At 60.2% G+C, this 18641-nt stretch carries 17 protein-coding genes and 1 other RNA gene; 7 read left to right on the top strand and 11 right to left on the bottom strand.

What is annotated here, in order from left to right; all coding sequences use genetic code 11:
* Positions 1–17 precede the first annotated feature (17 nt).
* Both ruvA and ruvC read right to left on the bottom strand, forming a co-directional pair.
* Positions 18–635, bottom strand: coding sequence for a Holliday junction branch migration protein RuvA (gene ruvA, locus ACIQUH_RS08705; RefSeq protein ID WP_003506224.1), 618 nt, complete (start codon positions 633–635; stop codon positions 18–20).
* Positions 636–667: 32 nt separating this feature from the next.
* Entirely contained in the window at positions 668–1180 is a 513-nt protein-coding gene (gene ruvC / locus ACIQUH_RS08700) for a crossover junction endodeoxyribonuclease RuvC (RefSeq protein ID WP_003523217.1), read from the bottom strand.
* Between the two features lie 245 nt (positions 1181–1425).
* On the opposite strand from ruvC, the gene ACIQUH_RS08695 reads away from it, so the two are divergent.
* Positions 1426–3732, top strand: a complete 2307-nt coding sequence (locus ACIQUH_RS08695) for a methyl-accepting chemotaxis protein (protein ID WP_400813746.1) — start codon at positions 1426–1428, stop codon at positions 3730–3732.
* Positions 3733–3875: 143 nt separating this feature from the next.
* A complete protein-coding gene (locus tag ACIQUH_RS08690) occupies positions 3876–4877 on the top strand; it encodes an LLM class flavin-dependent oxidoreductase (RefSeq protein WP_400813744.1) in 1002 nt (333 codons plus the stop codon).
* Positions 4878–4929: 52 nt separating this feature from the next.
* On the opposite strand, the gene ACIQUH_RS08685 is transcribed toward ACIQUH_RS08690, so the two are convergent.
* Complete coding sequence (locus ACIQUH_RS08685) at positions 4930–5676, bottom strand: YebC/PmpR family DNA-binding transcriptional regulator (protein WP_400813741.1); 747 nt, start codon at positions 5674–5676, stop codon at positions 4930–4932.
* 195 nt (positions 5677–5871) lie between these two features.
* On the opposite strand from ACIQUH_RS08685, the gene ACIQUH_RS08680 reads away from it, so the two are divergent.
* Positions 5872–6375 carry a pyridoxamine 5'-phosphate oxidase family protein gene (locus ACIQUH_RS08680; RefSeq protein WP_031234299.1) on the top strand — a complete coding sequence of 168 codons (504 nt, stop codon included), beginning with the start codon at positions 5872–5874 and terminating at the stop codon, positions 6373–6375.
* Positions 6376–6411: 36 nt separating this feature from the next.
* On the opposite strand, the gene ACIQUH_RS08675 is transcribed toward ACIQUH_RS08680, so the two are convergent.
* From ACIQUH_RS08675 to ACIQUH_RS08645, 7 genes are all read right to left on the bottom strand, one after another.
* Entirely contained in the window at positions 6412–7254 is an 843-nt protein-coding gene (locus tag ACIQUH_RS08675; protein ID WP_400813738.1) for an MBL fold metallo-hydrolase, read from the bottom strand.
* 116 nt (positions 7255–7370) lie between these two features.
* Complete coding sequence (locus ACIQUH_RS08670) at positions 7371–8195, bottom strand: TIGR00282 family metallophosphoesterase (protein WP_400813736.1); 825 nt, start codon at positions 8193–8195, stop codon at positions 7371–7373.
* Positions 8196–8268: 73 nt separating this feature from the next.
* Complete coding sequence (locus tag ACIQUH_RS08665; protein WP_400813733.1) at positions 8269–8886, bottom strand: 5-formyltetrahydrofolate cyclo-ligase; 618 nt, start codon at positions 8884–8886, stop codon at positions 8269–8271.
* Positions 8886–10148, bottom strand: coding sequence for a hemolysin family protein (locus ACIQUH_RS08660; RefSeq protein WP_400814023.1), 1263 nt, complete (start codon positions 10146–10148; stop codon positions 8886–8888). Before ACIQUH_RS08660 ends, ACIQUH_RS08665 begins: the two co-directional genes overlap by 1 nt.
* 230 nt (positions 10149–10378) lie before the next feature.
* Positions 10379–10537: non-coding RNA, 6S RNA (gene ssrS / locus ACIQUH_RS08655), on the bottom strand.
* A gap of 79 nt (positions 10538–10616) precedes the next feature.
* Positions 10617–10994, bottom strand: coding sequence for a cell division protein ZapA (locus tag ACIQUH_RS08650; protein WP_400813731.1), 378 nt, complete (start codon positions 10992–10994; stop codon positions 10617–10619).
* A 10-nt stretch (positions 10995–11004) separates the two neighbouring features.
* The gene (locus ACIQUH_RS08645) at positions 11005–11277 is read right to left on the bottom strand and encodes a DUF4164 domain-containing protein (RefSeq protein WP_003506205.1); all 273 of its coding nucleotides are present in this window, start codon (positions 11275–11277) and stop codon (positions 11005–11007) included.
* A gap of 325 nt (positions 11278–11602) precedes the next feature.
* On the opposite strand from ACIQUH_RS08645, the gene tkt reads away from it, so the two are divergent.
* Positions 11603–13585: a transketolase gene (gene tkt, locus ACIQUH_RS08640; protein WP_400813728.1), complete on the top strand. Its 1983-nt coding sequence runs from the start codon at positions 11603–11605 to the stop codon at positions 13583–13585.
* Positions 13586–13647: 62 nt separating this feature from the next.
* Positions 13648–14658 (top strand): type I glyceraldehyde-3-phosphate dehydrogenase, encoded by a 1011-nt coding sequence (gene gap, locus ACIQUH_RS08635; RefSeq protein ID WP_400813726.1) that lies wholly within the window; start codon positions 13648–13650, stop codon positions 14656–14658.
* A 186-nt stretch (positions 14659–14844) separates the two neighbouring features.
* Here gap and ACIQUH_RS08630 read toward each other — a convergent pair whose 3' ends face one another.
* The gene (locus ACIQUH_RS08630) at positions 14845–15102 is read right to left on the bottom strand and encodes a hypothetical protein (protein WP_400813724.1); all 258 of its coding nucleotides are present in this window, start codon (positions 15100–15102) and stop codon (positions 14845–14847) included.
* 402 nt (positions 15103–15504) lie between these two features.
* Between ACIQUH_RS08630 and ACIQUH_RS08625 the strand changes: the two genes are divergently transcribed.
* Positions 15505–17370: a potassium/proton antiporter gene (locus ACIQUH_RS08625; protein ID WP_400813721.1), complete on the top strand. Its 1866-nt coding sequence runs from the start codon at positions 15505–15507 to the stop codon at positions 17368–17370.
* Between the two features lie 68 nt (positions 17371–17438).
* Positions 17439–18641, top strand: a complete 1203-nt coding sequence (locus ACIQUH_RS08620) for a phosphoglycerate kinase (protein WP_400813719.1) — start codon at positions 17439–17441, stop codon at positions 18639–18641.

The raw sequence follows: 18641 nt of genomic DNA, 5'->3' as shown, positions 1-18641 counted from the left end.
AAATTCACCCTCGGCAACTAACGCGAAAGCTCCTTCAAACCCAGCCGGATCAGCTTGGCGCTGTCGCCGCCCTCTCCGCCGTTCTTCAATGCGGCGGCAACCGCATTGGCGGCCTGGTCACGCGAATAGCCGAGATTGGTGAGCGCGGAAACGGCATCCGCCACCGGCGCGGATGCAACGCCTTCGCCAAGCTCCTGCTTGAGGCCGATCGAGGCGGAAGCCTCTCCGGCAAAGGCAGGCGCCTTGTTGCGAAGCTCGGTCACAAGACGCACCGCCACCTTCGGCCCGACGCCTGGCGCCCGCGAAATCATCACCTTGTCCTGAAGCGCGATGGCATTGGCCAGTTCGGAGGGCGACAGCGTGGAAAGAACGGCCAAGGCCACTTTCGAGCCCACGCCCTGCACGCTCTGCAACAGGTTGAACCATTCCCGCTCCAGCGCCGAGAGAAAACCGAAGAGCTTCAGCTGGTCCTCGCGCACATAGGTCTCGATGAACAGCACCACCGCCTCCCCGACGGAGCCGATTTTCGACAGCGTGCGCGCCGAACAATAGGCGACGTAACAGACGCCGTGCACATCCACCAGCACGTAATCCGCGCCGATTTCCTCGATGCTGCCTTTCAGTTTTCCGATCATGATGCCGCCCGCTGCAATGAGACTTTAAATATTCAACCGGCCGCCAGCAGTCGCCGCATCCTGTCGCCGCCGCGATTATGGGCGTGACAGATTGCGATGGCGAGCGCATCCGCCGCATCGTTACCCTTGAATTCGGCCTTCGGCATCAGGATTTTCAGCATCATGTGAATTTGCTGCTTTTCGCCGTGCCCGACGCCTATCACGGCTTTCTTCACCGCGTTCGGTGCATATTCAAAGACCGGCAACCCGGCGCGCGCCGGAACCAGCATGGCGATGCCGCGCGCCTGACCGAGTTTCAGGGTCGCAACCGCATCCTTGTTCACGAAGGTCTGTTCCACCGCCGCTTCGTCAGGCTGATGGCTGTGCACGATATCCGCCAGCCCGTCATGCAGCTGGCACAGGCGGGAGGCGAGATCCATATCGCCATCCGACGTCACCGTGCCGGAGGCGACAAAACGCAGGCTGTTGCCGAGGGTGTCGATCACCCCCCAGCCGGTGCGCCTTAATCCCGGGTCAATGCCGATGATTCGAATCGTCTTTTGCATGAGGCACCTTATCTTTCCGGTTGCGACCCTGCCAGCGATAAGTGAACAAAACGACAACATTCATCAAATTTGCAGTGCAGCATTTACCTCTGCTTAAACCGCGTGCCGCATTGTTCTCGCAAAATCAAAAAGGGGAGCTGCGGACATGATGATCCGCAGCACGATAGTTTCGCCATATCAGCCGTCCGATGGCGCCATCCGTGCATGGCGTGGGAACTGATCCGGCATTGGGGGCTGCATCGGCCATGCTGAACCGTTTTCATTCTATATCCACCAAGGTGCTGGTGATTTTCCTGGCGCTGATGGCGATCTCGACCGGGGCTCTGACACTTCTCGGTTATCAGAGCAGCAGCGGCGTTCTCGAGGAACAGGCGTCGAAATCCATGGAAAGCATTCTCGTCTTCCGCGGCGACATGCTCCAGGAACGTCTTGAACAGCTGAAGGTGCAGGCGGACTCCATCGCCAAGATCGAAGCCCTGCAGATGGCTGTCGTCTCCATGCGCAGCGGCTGGGCCACCGTGCAGAAGAATTCCGGCGACGCGAAGGCGGAACTGCAGCGCGTCTTCGTCAAGGAAAACCCCTTCGGCGACAGGGAAAAGCTGATCAAGCCGGAAAGCCCGAGCGGCTTTTATTATTCGACCCATGAGAAGACCCAGACGGATATTGGCGGTTATCTGCAGGGAACGCCGTTCAGCGACGTTCTCTTCATCGATCCGGCCGGCACGGTCTATTACTCCTATCTTAAAGGATCGGCTTTCGGGGAAACCGTCACCGGCAGCGCCTGGGCGGAAAGCGGCCTCGGCGCGGCCTTCGCACGCGGTGCCGCGAATGCCGAAAAGGCCGTGAACGATGTGGCGCAGACCAGCTTCTCCGGCCTGCGCATCGATGCCGCCACGAAAGAGGCTAGCATTTATTTCGGCGTTCCGGTCGTCAAGTTCGGCGCGTTCAAGGGCATCGTTCTCTTCCGGGTCAAGGAAGGCGTCTTCAGCCAGATTCTCACCAAGGGTGTGACGGCCGGCAGTTCCGAACAATCCGCGATCATCTCCGCCGATGGCAAGGTTCTCGGCGTTGAGGGCGAAAGGTTGGTCAGCCTTGAGCCGGCCATCTACGGTTTCCATGGCGCGGCTCTGAATGCGACGGGCATGACCGTCGCCAAGATCGACCGCGCGGATGGCGAAGCCAATGCCTATGCCCGCCCCTTCTCCTTCGCCGGGGAAAAATATCTCGCGGTGGAAAGCATGCTGCGCAGCGAGTTGAATGCCGGCTCCATCTCGATCGCCGGCACGCTTGCCGTGATCGGCCTCTGCGTTCTCGCCGCCATGTGTGCTGCGACGGCCTTTTTCGCACGGCGCCTTTTCGCCCCGCTGGAAAAACTTGCCGGCCTGACCGGCGAAGTGGCGGCCGGGCGTCTCGATGCCGAAATCGGCAATCAGGACCGCAGGGACGAGATTGGCCGCATGGCGCGCGCGCTCGGCAGCTTCCGTGAAAAACTCATCCTGCAGCGGGACATGGAGGAGACCGCATCGCGCACGCGGGAAGAAGCCGAAACGGCGCGGCGCGCCCATCTTGCGGAACGGGAGGCCGAGGCCGGCACGCTGCAGATGGTCGTGCGTTCCCTGGATGAGGGGCTGGACCGGCTGGCGAACGGCAATCTCGCCTATCGCATAGAGACCGTTTTTCCTGACGATCTCGAAAGCCTGCGCCACAATTTCAATACCGCGCTTGCCCGGCTCAGCGAGACCATGGAAGCGATTGGCGGCAACTCCGCCGCCGTTCGTGGCGGCTCCGAGGAGATGCGGGTGGGCGCTGACCAGCTGGCGGAACGCACAGAGCGGCAGGCGGCTTCCATCACCGAAACGGCAAGCGCCATCAAGGCGATTACCGAAGCCGTCCGCGACCAGATCGAACGCGCCGAACAGGCAACGCGGATTGCCCGGGACGCCAGCACGGAGGCAACGGCATCGAGCCGCGTGATGGAGCAGACCATCGCCGCCATGGAGGCAATCCAGACCTCGTCGCGTCAGATCAACCAGATCATCGGCGTCATCGATGAAATCGCCTTCCAGACCAACCTCCTTGCCTTGAATGCGGGTGTCGAGGCCGCCCGCGCGGGCGACGCCGGCAAGGGTTTTGCCGTTGTGGCGCAGGAAGTGCGCGAACTGGCGCAGCGTTCGGCAGCCGCCGCGAAAGAAATCACCAGCCTTCTGAAGCGCTCCACCGACGAGGTTTCCGCAGGCGTGGCGCTGGTGGAAAAGGCGGGTGCTTCGCTGAGCGGCATCGGTAAGCATGTGCAGACCATCAGCACGCGTATCGAAGAGATCATGGAGTCTACCCGCGAGGAAGCGCACACGCTTTCGGAAATCAACAGCACCGTCACCAGCCTCGACACCATGACCCAGCAGAATGCCGCCATGGTGGAAGAAACGACGGCCGCGATTCACAATCTCGCTTCCGAAGCGGGTGAAATGGATGGCAGGCTCGGACAGTTCGTACTGGCTTCGGAAACCGCGGCGGGGCGTCACGAAAGCCGGCAATTCCGGCGGGCGGGCTGAGGCGGCTCAGTCAAGAAAGACAGGGGCCTCTCCGGAGGCCCCAATTTTTTTGAACCATCCTTCAATTCTGCGCGACTTCTCTGGTAAATCGGGACACGCGCCTTACATCCGCAGCAAAGACTTAAACTCTGCAGGAGCGTCGGATGATCCCCTTTTCCATTCTCGACCTTTCACCCATCGGTGAAGGCGAGAGCGTCAGCGAGGCGCTTGAAAATTCCCGCCGAATGGCGATCAAGGCCGAAGAACACGGCTATAACCGCATCTGGCTGGCGGAGCACCACGGCATGCCGGGCATTGCCAGTGCTGCAACATCACTCGTCATTGCCCATGTGGGCGCGGCCACGAAACATATTCGCGTCGGTTCCGGCGGCATCATGCTGCCCAACCACTCCCCGCTCGTCATCGCCGAGCAGTTCGGCACACTTGCCGCACTCCTTCCCGGTCGTGTCGATCTCGGTCTCGGTCGCGCTCCCGGAACCGACATGCGCACGGCGCGGGCGTTGCGCCGCAATCTCGATGCCGGCGCGGAAAATTTCCCGCACGATATCGTCGAACTCCAGCGCTATCTCGGCCCGCCGCAACAGGATCAGGCCATTCTCGCCGTGCCGGGCATGAATTCCAATGTCCCGCTCTGGCTGCTCGGCTCCAGCACCTACAGTGCGCATCTCGCCGCAGCCCTCGGTCTGCCTTATTCCTTTGCCTCGCATTTTGCCCCTGACATGCTGATGGAGGCGATCCATATCTATCGAGAACGCTTCCAGCCTTCCGAGGTGCTGGACAAGCCCTATGTCATGGTGGGGGTGATGGGCGTCGGCGCCGATACGGACGAAGAGGCGCAGCATCTCTTCACCTCCTCGCAGCAGCAATTCGTCAACCTGCGCCGCAATGTGCGCACGCAGTTTCCGAAGCCGGTGCATAACATGGACGATTACTGGAACGAGATGGAGCGTTTCTCTGTCGAACACACATTGCGTTTCGCCGCCGTCGGCTCACCTGAGACGATCCAACGCCATCTCGACGGTTTCCTGGCGGAAACGCAGGCGGATGAGCTGATCGTTTCCATGCCGATCCACGATATCGAAAAAAGGCTGCGGTCGGTCGAGATTTTTGCCGACGTCCGAACCTCCATAAAGAAGGCCGCCTAAACAAAAAGCCCCGGAGCGGATCGCTGCCGGGGCTTTTTTGAAACATGAGACGTCAGGCGGAAAGCTTGGCGAGAATTTCTTCGGACACTTCGAAGTTGGAATAGACGTTCTGCACGTCGTCATCGTCTTCGAGATTGTCGATGAGCTTCATCAGCGACTGCGCCTTTTCTTCATCCACCGGCACCGTGTTCTGGGCCTTCCAGATGGCCTTGACGCTTTCGGCTTCGCCCAGCACGCCTTCCAGCGCCTTGGAAACCTCGTTCATCGCTTCGAAACCGCAGATGATGGTGTGGCCGTCTTCGCTGGATTCGACATCGTCGGCACCGGCCTCGATGGCGGCTTCCATGACCTTGTCGGCATCGCCGACTTCAGCCTTGTAGGAGATTTCGCCGACGCGGTCGAAGGAGAAGGAGACAGAACCGGTTTCGCCGAGAGCGCCGCCGGCCTTGGTGAAGATGGAGCGCACGTTGGAGGCTGTGCGGTTGCGGTTGTCCGTCAGGGCCTCGACGATGACGGCAACGCCGCCCGGGCCGTAACCCTCGTAGCGGACTTCGTCATAGTTTTCGCCATCGGCGCCCGACGCCTTCTTGATCGCGCGCTCGATATTGTCCTTCGGCATGGACTGGGCCTTGGCGTTCTGGATCGCCAGACGCAGGCGCGGGTTCATGTTCGGGTCGGGCATGCCCGTCTTTGCCGCAACGGTGATTTCGCGCGCAAGCTTGGAAAACATTTTGGACCGCACGGAGTCCTGCTTGCCCTTGCGGTGCATGATATTCTTGAACTGTGAATGACCAGCCATGGAAAACCTGATTGTCGTAATTTGGAGATTGCGGGCCTTATAAGTGCGATAGCCGCGCCATTCAACCCCGCAAGCGCTTTCTCTTGCCGCAACAACAGAAGGAACTGATTTATCCGCTCTTCGTTCTGATCATGAACGCGGCGGAACAGGGCATCTTTTCCTCCGTCGCAGCACGAGACCGGAAGGAGAAAACATATGGTCAGCCTGACTGAAGCAAGAGAAGCACCGGCCCGCCAGCTCTGGGACGAGATCAATTCCGTCCATGCCGGCATGCTTGGGCTGGAAGGATTGCACAACCACATGCAGCCCATGGCGCCTCATGCTGACCCCAAGACCAATACCATCTGGTTTTTCTCCAAAAAAGACACCGATCTGGTGAAATCGCTGAAATCCGGTTCCCGGGCGCATTTCTGCGTGGTGGGCAAGGATCATGACTACCACGCCTGCCTTTCGGGCATCCTCGAAGCGCGCGACGACAAAACCAAGATCGACGAATATTGGAACTCGGTCACGGCGGCCTGGTACGAACATGGCAAAAGCGATCCGCAACTGACCATGCTGGCGCTGCATGTCGATGACGCCGATATCTGGGCTTCCACGGACAGCACGCTCAAATTCGGCTGGGAAATCGCCAAGGCGAACATGTCGGATGACAAAACGCCCGATGTCGGCGTCCGCCAGCATCTCACCTTCGCCTGAGAAACGGCTCCCCCGGCCTTCCTCGCCCGCCGCCTGCTACATGCCTTTCGGCACCAATATCTGCGGTTGGCGGGGAAGGTTTCGCATCGAAACCCGGATCACCGGATCGGTGGCATAGGCAATGCGGAAACTTTCGCCGAACATCGTGAGAAACTGTTCCAGCGGCGGGCCGGTTCGGTGCATCGGCAGGATCAATGCGGAGCGCAGGCGCTTGACCACCCGGCTCATGCTGTCGGCGCCCATGGTCAGACCGCCATCCACCGGCACCATCAGCACATCCAGACGGCCGATCTCGGCATAATGTGTATCCGTCAGTTCGTGATGCAGATGGCCGAGATGACCGATGCATAGTCCGGCAACCTCGAAGATGAAGATGGAATTGCCATTTTCCTGAAACGACTCGTAATCACCCCAGCGGTTGCGGATATCGGTTGCGACATTACGGATATAGACATCGCCCACCAGAACCTTGTGCTCGGCCTTTTCTCCTGGCGTATCGCTCCAGCCATGCAGCACATATTGAATGGCCGGGTCCGGGTTGAGGGTGAAATGCGTCGAATGCGCCCGGTTCATCGTCACGACAGTTGGCGTGACGGGAGGTCGATAGACGCCGTTATAGTCCGTGGCGATGGTCACACCGCCGGGGCTTTCGATCAGATAGGTGGAATGGCCGATGAAGCTGATCTTCACCTCTTCCTTTGCCGCGGCCTGGGCCAGCTGAACACCTGGCGGATTGAAGCTCGCGAACATGACGCCGGGAATGTTGCTGGCGATCGCCTGGCACTGGCTGACGGGAGGCCGGCTCGCCGTCTGGGAAAAGGCGGCTCCCGCACAGGCGATCAGCCCGGTCATTGCAAGCATTAGCACGCGCAGCATCATGCCACTCCCCTGAACTTGCGAAGGTGGAGAGGATGAGGCAGGTTTTGCGGGGCGTCCAGTTACAAGAACGGCGGAAAGCTTACACTCTCGTCATTGTGAACGCTTCCGGCAGAAGTTTAAGCCCAGAAGGAAGGCAGCGTTTCCGAAAGCCGCGGCCCGATGCGCAGCGGTGCGATTTTCTCGGCAAGCCCGGTACGGTCGGAGATTTCAACGCCGACGCCGCAGATCGTCGCCGGCCCGCTCGCCGCCTCGAAACGGCCTTTCGGCATTTTCGAAATGAAGCGGTTGATCGGCTCTTCCTTCTCCATGCCAAGCGAGCTGTCATAATCGCCGCACATGCCGGCGTCAGACATATAGGCCGTGCCGCCATTCAATATCTGCGCATCAGCCGTCGGAACATGGGTGTGGGTGCCGACGACGAAGCTTGCGCGCCCGTCGACAAAATGGCCGAAACACTGTTTTTCACTCGTCGCTTCCGCATGGAAATCGAAGATGATGGCGTCGGCCTGTTCCTTCAGCGGGCAGGCAGCAAGAATGTTTTCCGCCGACTTGAAGGGATCGTCCAGTTCCGGATGCATGAACACCCGGCCCATGATGTTTGCGACAAGCACGCGCGCGCCGTTGCGGGCATAAAAAATGCCCGAGCCCTTGCCCGGCGTACCGTCGGGATAATTGGCGGGCCGCAGGAACTGGTCGTGCCGCTCACAAAAGGAAACCGCTTCCTTCTGGTCCCAGACGTGGTTGCCGGTGGTGACGACATCGGCGCCCGCATTGATGGTCTCGAGATAGATATCTTCGGTGATACCGAAACCACCCGCGGCGTTTTCACCGTTGACGATAACGAAATCCAGCTTCAGATCGGAAATCAGCCCCGGCAATCGTTCCCAGACAGCCGTGCGTCCGGTCTTACCAACCATGTCTCCGAGAAAAAGAAGCCTCATTCACCCGCCCCGATCTTGCGCATGTTTTAAAAATTCCGTCCCCTCTAGCGGGTAATCCATCTTTTAAAAAGTGCTAAAGCGCCTTTTGCCCACTATCGGAGATCGACAGGGGGTCGGAAAACCAGCGCAGGCCGCTTTCCGTCAGAATGGCGTGAAGCGATACATCGTGCGGCTCCGCCGGCACATACGGCACTTCCTGACAATCGAATGCGACGCCAATGAGAACAGGTTGTTTTCCCCTGACGTGCAAACGTGCAATGGCGCGGTCATAATGGCCCGCGCCATAACCGACCCGTTGCCCATGCCCATCGAAGACGGAGAGAGGCACGAGCAGAATATCCGGATCGAGAACGTCCGCATCCTCACCCGGGCCAGTCGTGCCGAAGCCGGTCTTCACCAGCGGCGTATCCGTCTCAAAGGCCCGGAAGACAATGGTTTCACGATCCAGCACGACAGGAAGGACAAGGCGCCCGCCGCGTTCGCGCAACGCCTCCATCAGCGGCCGGGTATCGGCCTCGGAACGGATCGGCATGAAGCCGGAAATGACGGTTCCCGGCCCAAAGGGAATATCCGAGGCGCCATGAGCCGTTATGGACCGGCTTTTCTGCTCCCGCTCCGTCAGCGTCAAAGCATCGCGCGCGGCAAGCCTTTCGCCGCGCAGCCTCGCTTTTTCGGCAACGTCGCCCGGCATCAGGCAGCCCGGCTCACGAGAACCTTGTCGATACGGTGGCCATCGAGATCGATGACCTCGAAACGCCAGCCGTTGCGGGTAACGTGTTCGCCCAGCTCCGGCAGACGACGGAACTCGTCCAGAACCAGACCGGCAACGGTTTCGAATTCGGCATCCTCATCGATCTGGAAACCCATGCGATAAGCGAACTCATCGGCGGGCATCCAGCCGGCGACGAGGAACGAACCGTCCTCGCGTTCGACCATGGCCGGCTCTTCGTCATTGTCTTCCTGGAACGCGCCGGTAATGGCCTCCAGAACGTCGCCGGAGCTGACGATACCTTCGAAATGGCCGTATTCGTCATAGACCAGCACCATGTGCACGGTGGAGCGACGCAGCGACTGGATGACATCCACCGCGCTTGTCAGATCCGATACGACGGGAACCTCGCGCAGAAGCTCGCGAATGTTGAGTTCCTTGCCGGAGGCCAGCGCATCGAAGGCATCCTTGGCGAAAAGCACACCGAGAATTTCATCCGAGGCACCATTGCGCACCGGCAGGCGCGACCGCTGCGTCTGGCGGAGCTGCTCGCGGATTTCCTCAGCGCTGTCTTCGATATCGACCACTTCCACATCGCGACGCGGCGTCATCAGGCCGCGCGCATTGCGGTCGGCAAGGCGCATGACGCTGGTGATCATCGCCGATTCCTCGGTCTCGATCACGCCGGCGCTGTGGGCTTCGGCCAGAACCGTGCGGATTTCATCGTCAGTGACCGATGCGTTGGATTCACCGCTATGGCCGAGAAGGGCGAGAACGGCCTTACCCGATTTGTCGAGCAGCCATACCAGCGGCGCGCCGACCCGCGACAGCATCACCATGGTTGGCGCGACCCGGGCGGCAACCTTTTCGGGATCGCGCAGCGCGATCTGCTTGGGCACCAGCTCGCCGACGATCAGCGACAGATAGGTAATGGCGACCACCACCGAACCCACACCGATTGCATCGGCAGCACGGTCAGGAACGCCCTGCTCCAAAAGCCATGCGGTAAACCGGGCGCCGAGTGTGGCACCGGAAAACGCACCGGACAGAACGCCGACCAGCGTGATGCCGATCTGCACCGTGGAAAGGAAACGTCCGGGATTTTCGGAAAGGCCGAGCGCCATGGTGGCGCCTCTGCTGCCTTGCGCGGCAAGCACTTTGAGCCTCGCCGGTCTGGAGGAGACAACGGCAAGCTCGGACATGGCAAGCACACCGTTCAGTACGGTGAGCAGGACCACGATCATAATTTCAGTAAACAAGTTTAGCTCTTTGGGCTGTTGAACGGCACGTCGCGGTTTTGGCCGCAGCGCCCTTTTTTAAAGGGCATGACAGACATACCAATCCGGATAATAGGGAATTGTTCCGCCATTGCAATGACGGCAATATAAAAAAGCCGCGTCCGGCAGTTATGAAAAATGACTGTCGAATATATCCAGGGTACAGGGAAGCCCCGGGGGTTGACCCGAAACTTCAAGCGCGATCCACGGCGACCGATGGAGATTTACGATCCTGGGCGCCTACAAAAGTAGGTGGGCACCGTGTGTCCAGCCCCACGGGACTGGCCAGGGACAGCTCCCTTTGGATCGAGTATGGCCCCAGGGATTGTGGTTCCTGTCGGGAAGCGCAGAACGCATCCAAGATATAGGACGGATCGATGAAAATCGCCAGAGGGTGCGGCGCGAAATTTTGCCGCCTCAGAAACCTGCACCCGCTCAATGCGCGGCGGGCTTCGGCCGCGCCAGCAGTTTTTCGGTGATCCCGTTCAGGCGGTCGGCCAGATCGCCGATGGCAAGCGCCACTATCTCGTCCGATTTCGCCTTGTGCTCGGCCATGCCGTCACGATTACGGGACAGGGCCGCAACCTCCCCCTCCAGCTTGTCGATCTTGCGGTTGAGTTCGGAAAGCTCGTCCATCACCATAATACCGGCCATGACGGTGAGCCTCAGATCGCCGATCTCGCCGAACTGGCTCTTGAGGTGGCCGACATAGCGGTCGAAACGTGTGGCGAGATCGGTCAGGTGGTCTTCCTGTCCCGCCTCGCATGCCATGCGATAGGCCTTGCCGTCGATCATAACAGTGACTTGCGCCATGAAACCGCTCCTATCGATCCAGCACCGCGCGGATCGTCTCCATGGCCGTTACCAGCCGGCGGGAAACCTCGCGGTTGACTTCTTCAAGACGATTGGCGCGAAATTCGGCCTGGTCAAGCTCGTGAGCGAGCCTGGCGCGGTCCACATGGACCCGTTTGACCTCATTGTCGATCTCGCCCGTCTCCCTTTGCCGCTCGATACGCATATCGATGGCATTTTCGAGATTTGTGATGGCAGCATTCAGCTCCGTCAGCGCAGATTGTACGGTCTTCTCAGCCGACATCGTTTTTTCCAACTCGCACACCACCGGCCGAATCGTCCGGTTTCAGGCCTTCCCAACAATCACGAGGTTATTACCCGATTTACCATCCCGTCAATCAAACCAGTGCATTGAGCCCTTTTGCTCTGTGGATGAACGAAGAGACGCCAGTCCATATCGCACGAATTTTGTCAGGATGCCCGGTTTTCTAAACGATTTTTTCTCCCTGAGCGAACCGCAAACGCCCGTGGATTTATTGACTTGCCTGCCTCACCTGCTATGGATCAACCCGCTTTTTGGATAGTTGCGTAAAACTATCTCCTTTCACCCGGAAACAGACGGAAAAGCCATGATTTCTCGCGACAAACACAACCGGATGGCAAATGCGATCCGCTTTCTTGCCATGGATGCAGTGGAGAAGGCCAATTCAGGCCATCCCGGTCTGCCGATGGGCGCCGCCGATGTCGCCACCGTTCTCTTCACCCGTTACCTGAAATTCGACCCCAAGGCGCCGCTCTGGGCGGACCGTGACCGGTTCGTATTGTCGGCGGGCCATGGTTCGATGCTTCTTTACTCGCTGCTCTATTTGACGGGCTACGAGGACATGACGATCGACGAGATCAAGCGCTTCCGTCAGTTCGGCTCCAAGACGGCCGGCCATCCCGAATATGGTCATGCCACCGGCATCGAAACCACCACCGGTCCGCTCGGCCAGGGCATCGCCAACGCCGTCGGCATGGCGATCGCTGAGCGCAAGCTGGAAGAGGAATTCGGCTCCGACCTGCAGAGCCACTTCACCTACGTGCTGTGCGGCGACGGCTGCCTGATGGAAGGCATCAGCCACGAAGCCATCGCGCTTGCCGGCCACCTGAAGCTCAACAAGCTCGTTCTGTTCTGGGATGACAACAACATCACCATCGACGGCGAAGTCGGCCTTTCCGACAGCACCGACCAGATCGCCCGCTTCCAGGCCGTTCACTGGAACACCATCCGCGTCGACGGCCACGATCCGGACGCGATTGCCGCCGCCATCGAAGCCGCGCAGAAGTCCGACCGCCCGACCTTCATCGCCTGCAAGACCGTCATCGGTTTCGGCGCGCCGAACAAGCAGGGCACCCACAAGGTGCACGGCAACCCGCTCGGCGCCGAGGAAATCGCGGCCACCCGCAAGCACCTGAACTGGGAAGCCGAAGCCTTCGTGGTTCCGGAAGACGTGCTGGACGCCTGGCGTCTCGCCGGCCTGCGCTCCACCAAGACGCGCCAGGACTGGGAAGCCCGCCTCGAAGCCGCTGAGACGGCCAAGAAGGCCGAGTTCAAGCGTCGCTTTGCCGGCGACCTGCCCGGCAACTTCGACAGCTCCATCGATGCCTTCAAGAAGAAGATCATCGAAAACAACCCGACCGTCGCCACGCGTAAAGCCTCGGAAGATTCGCTTGAAGTCATCAACGGCATCCTGCCGGAAATGATTGGCGGTTCGGCTGACCTGACGCCGTCCAACAACACCAAGACCAGCCAGATGAAGTCCATCACGCCGACGGATTTCTCCGGCCGTTACCTGCATTACGGCATCCGCGAACACGGCATGGCCGCGGCCATGAACGGCATCGCATTGCATGGCGGTCTCATTCCGTATGCTGGCGGCTTCCTGATCTTCTCGGATTATTGCCGTCCGTCGATCCGCCTTGCTGCGCTGATGGGCATCCGCGTCGTCCACGTTCTGACGCATGATTCCATCGGCGTCGGCGAAGACGGCCCGACCCACCAGCCGGTCGAGCAGATCGCAGCTCTGCGCGCCATTCCGAACCTTCTCCTCTTCCGCCCGGCGGATGAAACCGAAACGGCGGAATGCTGGCAGCTGGCGCTGGAACAGAAGCACCGTCCCTCGGCGCTGGCGCTGACCCGCCAGAACCTGACGCCTTCGCGCAAGGAATATGAAGAGAAGAACCTCTCCGCTTACGGCGCTTACGAACTCGTCTCCGCAAGCGACGCCAAGGTTTCGATCTTCGCTTCCGGCTCGGAAGTGGAAGTGGCGCTGAAGGCCGCCGCAACGCTGAAGGACAAGGGCGTTTCCGCCCGCGTCGTCTCCGTTCCCTGCTTCGAGCTCTTCAAGGAACAGCCGGAAACCTACCGCAACGCCATCATCGGCAAGGCTCCGGTCAAGATCGCGGTGGAAGCCGCCATTCGCCAGGGCTGGGATTACTTCATCGGTAACGACGGCGCTTTCGTCGGCATGCACTCCTTTGGAGCCTCTGCGCCGGCGAAGGATCTCTTCAAGCACTTCGGTATCACGGCGGAAGCCGTCGTCGCCGCAGCCGAGGCAAAACTTGCGTGAGGGCTTTCCAGGCCCTCACCATTCAGCAAAGACCACGCCCATTCTTGTTCGGGAGACTGTAAATGACTGTAAAAGTTGCCATTAACGGCTTCGGCCGCATCGGCCGCAATGTTCTGCGTGCCATCGTCGAATCCGGCCGCACCGATATCGAAGTCGTTGCCATCAACGACCTCGGCCCGGTTGAAACCAACGCCCACCTGCTGCGTTACGACTCGATCCACGGCAGGTTCCCGGCCGATGTGAAGGTCGAAGGCGACACCATCATCGTTGGCGGTGGCAAGCCGATCAAGGTCACGGCCGTTCGCGATCCGGCAACCCTGCCGCACAAGGAACTCGGTGTCGACATCGCGCTCGAGTGCACCGGCATCTTCACCGCCCGCGACAAGGCCGCCGCACACCTGACGGCCGGCGCAAAGCGCGTCATCGTTTCGGCTCCGGCTGACGGCGCAGACCTCACGGTCGTCTTCGGCGTCAACCACGACCAGCTGACGAAGGACCATCTGGTCATTTCCAACGCGTCCTGCACCACCAACTGCCTCGTGCCGGTCGTGAAGGTTCTCGATGACGCCGTTGGCATCGATCATGGCTTCATGACCACGATCCACTCCTATACGGGCGACCAGCCGACGCTGGACACCATGCACAAGGATCTGTACCGCGCCCGCGCCGCAGCCCTTTCCATGATCCCGACCTCCACGGGCGCCGCCAAGGCTGTTGGTCTTGTTCTGCCGCACCTCAAGGGCAAGCTGGACGGCACGTCGATCCGCGTACCGACCCCGAACGTATCGGTCGTCGACTTCAAGTTCCTCGCCAAGCGCGACACGACGGTTGCGGAAATCAACGAAGCGATCAAGGCCGCAGCCGATGGCAAGCTGAAGGGCATTCTCGGCTACACCGACGAGCCGCTGGTTTCCCGCGACTTCAACCATGACAGCCATTCGTCGATCTTCGCGAACGACCAGACCAAGGTCATGGAAGGCAAGTTCGTGCGCATCCTGTCCTGGTACGACAACGAATGGGGCTTCTCCAACCGCATGTCGGATACGGCCGTCGCCTTCGCGAAGACCATCTAAGTAAGACCCCGCTTATCAAAAAGCCGGCAGGAGCAATCCTGCCGGCTTTTTATTTGTAAAAAATGCCGGCGGGAACGAGGAAACCCGCCGGCATCGATCCAGAAGCAAGGCGATGGGGCGCTTCGGATCGAAAACCATCACCGGCCGCAAGGCGTGCCTAGCCGGACGGATGACGCGTGCCATCCGTCACTTTTTATTGTTGATGATGATGTGATCCGAGCTGGCGCCTCGCCAGATCGTATCGAAAGTCTGCTGCCTCAGCTCGCTCTGCTGCATGGACAGTTTCATCATGCAGTCGGCAAAATCCCGTGAACCTTCGTAATAACCGAAGACCCGGCAGCGTTCGCGTTGCGCGGCCATATTCTCAGCTGTCTGCTCGGTGCTTGAGCAACCCGAAACAATCGAGGCCGCCGCCAATATTATGAAGGTAGATATTTGTTTCATCCGATTGCTCCGGTCGTGATGCAAGTAAATCCGGAAGCGACACCTAACCCGCCTGCATTGTCTCTATGTTACGTGTAGCCGGCATCGGCGAAATCTAATTTCGCCAAAGATATTTGCCGTCAGCTGTCCAGAATGTTTTCACCCGCAGGCCGAAAAAATTCCCCTTTCCTGCCTTTGTCTGGTCCATTTTGAGACGGACAAGAAACAGAGGGATAACGGTCGTGCGCAATGCACTTCGGCCCTGCCGTATCATTCGATACACCCCGCCTTGCGTCGCCTTTCAACGCCACCAGAAACAGCGCTGACAGACCGCAACCCGTGGCGCATTGACTGCAGACGCGCAGAGCATTCATTGCGCCACGGGTTGCGGTCCATCAACGCGGTTTGAATGAGGCGGTGGACGTGGAATCATTTTATCTTCTGTTGCTGGTGGCAACTGTTCTGGTTCTCGTCGCCGCTTTTTCCAGCCTCATCGCCTTCCGCTTCGGCGCGCCGCTGCTGCTGCTTTTCCTCGTTATCGGCCTTGTCGCGGGGGTGGACGGCCTCGGCATCGAATTCACCAATAACCCGCTTGCCTATATGCTCGGCTCGCTCGTCCTTGCCGTCATCCTTTTCGATTCCGGCTTCGGCACGTCCATACAATCCTTCCGGCTGTCTGCAGCGCCCGCGATGGCGCTCGCTACCGTGGGCGTCACTCTAACATCCGTCTTTTTCGCGGGCGCAGCCGCCCTGCTGCTCGGGCTCTCATGGCTGGAAGGCCTTCTGCTTGGCGCCATCGTCGCCTCCACCGATGCGGCGGCCGTGTTCTTTCTGCTGCGCATCGGCGGCATTCATATCCGCGATCAGGTGCGGTCGACACTGGAGGTTGAATCCGGCACCAATGATCCGATGGCGATCTTTCTTACCATCGCGCTTGTGGAAATCATCGCCAAGGGTCAGGGGCTGGCCGGCATAGACAGCGGTTTTCTGCTGCTTTTCATTGAGCAGATGGGCCTTGGCGTGATCTTCGGCCTGCTCGGCGGCCTCATGATCGCAACCGTCGTCAACCGGTTCGCCGCCGACCGCGGGCTTGCGCCGATCTTCGTGCTGGCCTTGGCCCTGCTCGTCTTCTCCTTCACTGGTACAATTGGCGGCAGCGGTTTTCTGGCGGTCTATGTGGCCGGCATCGTTGCCGGCAACCGCAGGATTTTCGCCAAGGAAACCATTCGCCGTTTCCATGAGGGGCTGACATGGCTTGCCCAGATCATCATGTTCCTCATGCTCGGTCTCCTCGCCACCCCGTCGCAATTTCCGGCGATCGCCATTCCGGCCGTGCTGCTGGCGCTTTTCCTGATCTTCGTCGCCCGCCCGCTCGCGGTCTGGCTCAGCCTCATGCCTTTCAATTATACCCAGCAGGAAACCTCCTTCGTCGCCTGGGTGGGCCTGCGCGGCGCGGTCTCCATCCTGCTCGCCATCATGCCCATTCTCGGCGGGCTCGATGATGCCCAGATATATTTCAACGCCGCCTTCATCATCGTGCTGGTGTCACTTCTGGTACAGGGCTGGACCATCAAGCCGGTGGCGACAAGGCTCGGGCTGATCGTGCCGCCACGCATGGGCGAGGTGGACAAGCTGGAAGTCGATCTGCCCGGCACCGCCAATCACGAACTGATTTCCTACCGGGTCGCCAAGGGCAGCGCCATCATGCAGGGCGAGCGCATTCCGCGCTGGGCCATGCCGTCGCTGGTGGTGCGCGACGGCAAATCGATCCGCTATCAATATGCCGGGCGACTGCGGGAGAACGATCTTGTCTATCTTTTCATCGCACCCGGCTATTCCCGCCTGATCGACCGGCTGTTTGCGAGCGCCCTGCCGGTCGCCGATGACGACGCCGATTTCTTTGGCACTTTCGCGATCTCGCCCGCCCGCCCGGCGAAGGAGCTGGATGCAGCCTATGGTCCCGGCCTGCTTTCGCCCGCCGAACAGGCAATGAGCGTTGCCGAACTCATCGAAGCGCGTCTTGCCGGGAAGGCCGATTATGCCGACCGCGTACGCCTCGGCTCCATCGTCCTGATCGTCCGCACGCTGGACGAACACGAGGCGATAACGGGTGTGGGCATCTCCCTCGAACCGGTGGAGCCGGCCACCAGCCTGCCGATCTTCATCAGCTTTTCGGAAATCCTCAACCGTGTGCGCAGCTATCTGGCAGAGAAGCGCCAGCCGAGCCTTCCCGGTGTGGAGGAAAGTGCCCCCGCGCCTGCGAATACAGTGAGAGAAAATGAGGCCTGACCGGCTTGCGTCGGCATTCAGGCATAGTATGGTCCGTGCCGAACTCGCAACAACATCAGGATCGACCTATGCCCGCTTTCAAGACCCTCGACGACCTTAACGACATTGCCGGAAAGCGCGTTCTCCTCCGCGTTGATCTCAACGTGCCGGTCGCGGATGGAAAAGTGACGGACAAGACCCGCATCGAACGCGTTGCGCCGACCATTCTGGAACTCTCCTCAAAGGGCGCGAAAGTCATTCTGCTTGCCCATTTCGGCCGTCCGAAGGGCGAACCGGTGGCCGACATGTCGCTTTCCCAGATCGTGCCTGCCGTCGAGGAAGTGCTGGATCACGCCGTTTCCTTCGCAACCGATTGCATCGGCGCACCGGCGGCGGATGCTATCGCGAAACTGAATGACGGCGATATCCTGCTTCTGGAAAACACCCGCTTCCACAAGGGCGAAGAAAAGAACGATCCGGCCTTCGTCGAGGTTCTGGCCGCCAATGGCGATATCTATGTGAACGACGCCTTCTCCGCCGCCCACCGCGCCCACGCCTCCACCGAAGGCCTTGCACGCCATCTGCCCGCCTATGCCGGCCGCACCATGCAGGCCGAGCTTGAGGCTCTGGAAAAGGGCCTCGGCCAGCCGGTTCGCCCGGTCGTCGCCATCGTCGGCGGCGCCAAGGTGTCGAGCAAGATCGATCTCCTGATGAACCTCGTCAAGAAGGTCGATGCGCTGGTCATCGGCGGCGGCATGGCCAACACCTTCCTCGCCGCCCGCGGCGCGCAGGTCGGCAAATCGCTTTGCGAGCATGATCTGGCCGAAACCGCTAAGCAGATCATGATCGAGGCTGCGACATCCGGCTGCGCCATCGTGCTGCCGGAAGACGGCGTCGTGGCCCGCGAATTCAAGGCCGGTGCGGCCAATGAAATCGTCGACATCAACGCCATTCCCGCCGACGCCATGGTTCTCGATGTCGGCCCGAAATCGGTTGAAAGCATCAAGGCCTGGATTTCCCGCGCGGAAACCCTGGTCTGGAACGGCCCGCTCGGCGCTTTCGAAATCGAACCCTTCGACGCGGCGACCGTCGCCGCTGCACAACACGCGGCGGAATGCACCAAGGCCGGCAAGCTCGTCTCCGTCGCCGGCGGCGGAGACACCGTTGCCGCACTCAACCATGCCGGCGTTTCCGACGATTTCTCCTATGTTTCGACAGCCGGCGGCGCCTTCCTCGAATGGATGGAAGGCAAGGAACTGCCGGGCGTTGCCATCCTGGCCGCCGCCAAGTAA

The organism is Agrobacterium sp. NPDC090283 (assembly GCF_044769685.1).
Lineage (GTDB): Bacteria > Pseudomonadota > Alphaproteobacteria > Rhizobiales > Rhizobiaceae > Agrobacterium.
This window is presented reverse-complemented; position numbering and strand designations above follow the sequence as displayed.

Excerpts from the sequence above, each read along its gene's own strand:
- ACIQUH_RS08670 (WP_400813736.1), bottom strand. The coding sequence starts at position 8,195 with ATGAGGCTTCTTTTTCTCGGAGACATGGTTGGTAAGACCGGACGCACG.
- ACIQUH_RS08685 (WP_400813741.1), bottom strand. The coding sequence starts at position 5,676 with ATGGCTGGTCATTCACAGTTCAAGAATATCATGCACCGCAAGGGCAAG.
- ACIQUH_RS08665 (WP_400813733.1), bottom strand. The coding sequence starts at position 8,886 with ATGCCGGGCGACGTTGCCGAAAAAGCGAGGCTGCGCGGCGAAAGGCTT.
- ACIQUH_RS08660 (WP_400814023.1), bottom strand. The coding sequence starts at position 10,148 with ATGATCGTGGTCCTGCTCACCGTACTGAACGGTGTGCTTGCCATGTCC.
- ACIQUH_RS08695 (WP_400813746.1), top strand. The coding sequence starts at position 1,426 with ATGCTGAACCGTTTTCATTCTATATCCACCAAGGTGCTGGTGATTTTC.
- tkt (WP_400813728.1), top strand. The coding sequence starts at position 11,603 with ATGATTTCTCGCGACAAACACAACCGGATGGCAAATGCGATCCGCTTT.
- ACIQUH_RS08620 (WP_400813719.1), top strand. The coding sequence starts at position 17,439 with ATGCCCGCTTTCAAGACCCTCGACGACCTTAACGACATTGCCGGAAAG.
- ACIQUH_RS08675 (WP_400813738.1), bottom strand. The coding sequence starts at position 7,254 with ATGATGCTGCGCGTGCTAATGCTTGCAATGACCGGGCTGATCGCCTGT.
- ACIQUH_RS08690 (WP_400813744.1), top strand. The coding sequence starts at position 3,876 with ATGATCCCCTTTTCCATTCTCGACCTTTCACCCATCGGTGAAGGCGAG.
- ruvA (WP_003506224.1), bottom strand. The coding sequence starts at position 635 with ATGATCGGAAAACTGAAAGGCAGCATCGAGGAAATCGGCGCGGATTAC.
- gap (WP_400813726.1), top strand. The coding sequence starts at position 13,648 with ATGACTGTAAAAGTTGCCATTAACGGCTTCGGCCGCATCGGCCGCAAT.
- ACIQUH_RS08645 (WP_003506205.1), bottom strand. The coding sequence starts at position 11,277 with ATGTCGGCTGAGAAGACCGTACAATCTGCGCTGACGGAGCTGAATGCT.
- ACIQUH_RS08630 (WP_400813724.1), bottom strand. The coding sequence starts at position 15,102 with ATGAAACAAATATCTACCTTCATAATATTGGCGGCGGCCTCGATTGTT.
- ACIQUH_RS08650 (WP_400813731.1), bottom strand. The coding sequence starts at position 10,994 with ATGGCGCAAGTCACTGTTATGATCGACGGCAAGGCCTATCGCATGGCA.
- ACIQUH_RS08680 (WP_031234299.1), top strand. The coding sequence starts at position 5,872 with ATGGTCAGCCTGACTGAAGCAAGAGAAGCACCGGCCCGCCAGCTCTGG.
- ruvC (WP_003523217.1), bottom strand. The coding sequence starts at position 1,180 with ATGCAAAAGACGATTCGAATCATCGGCATTGACCCGGGATTAAGGCGC.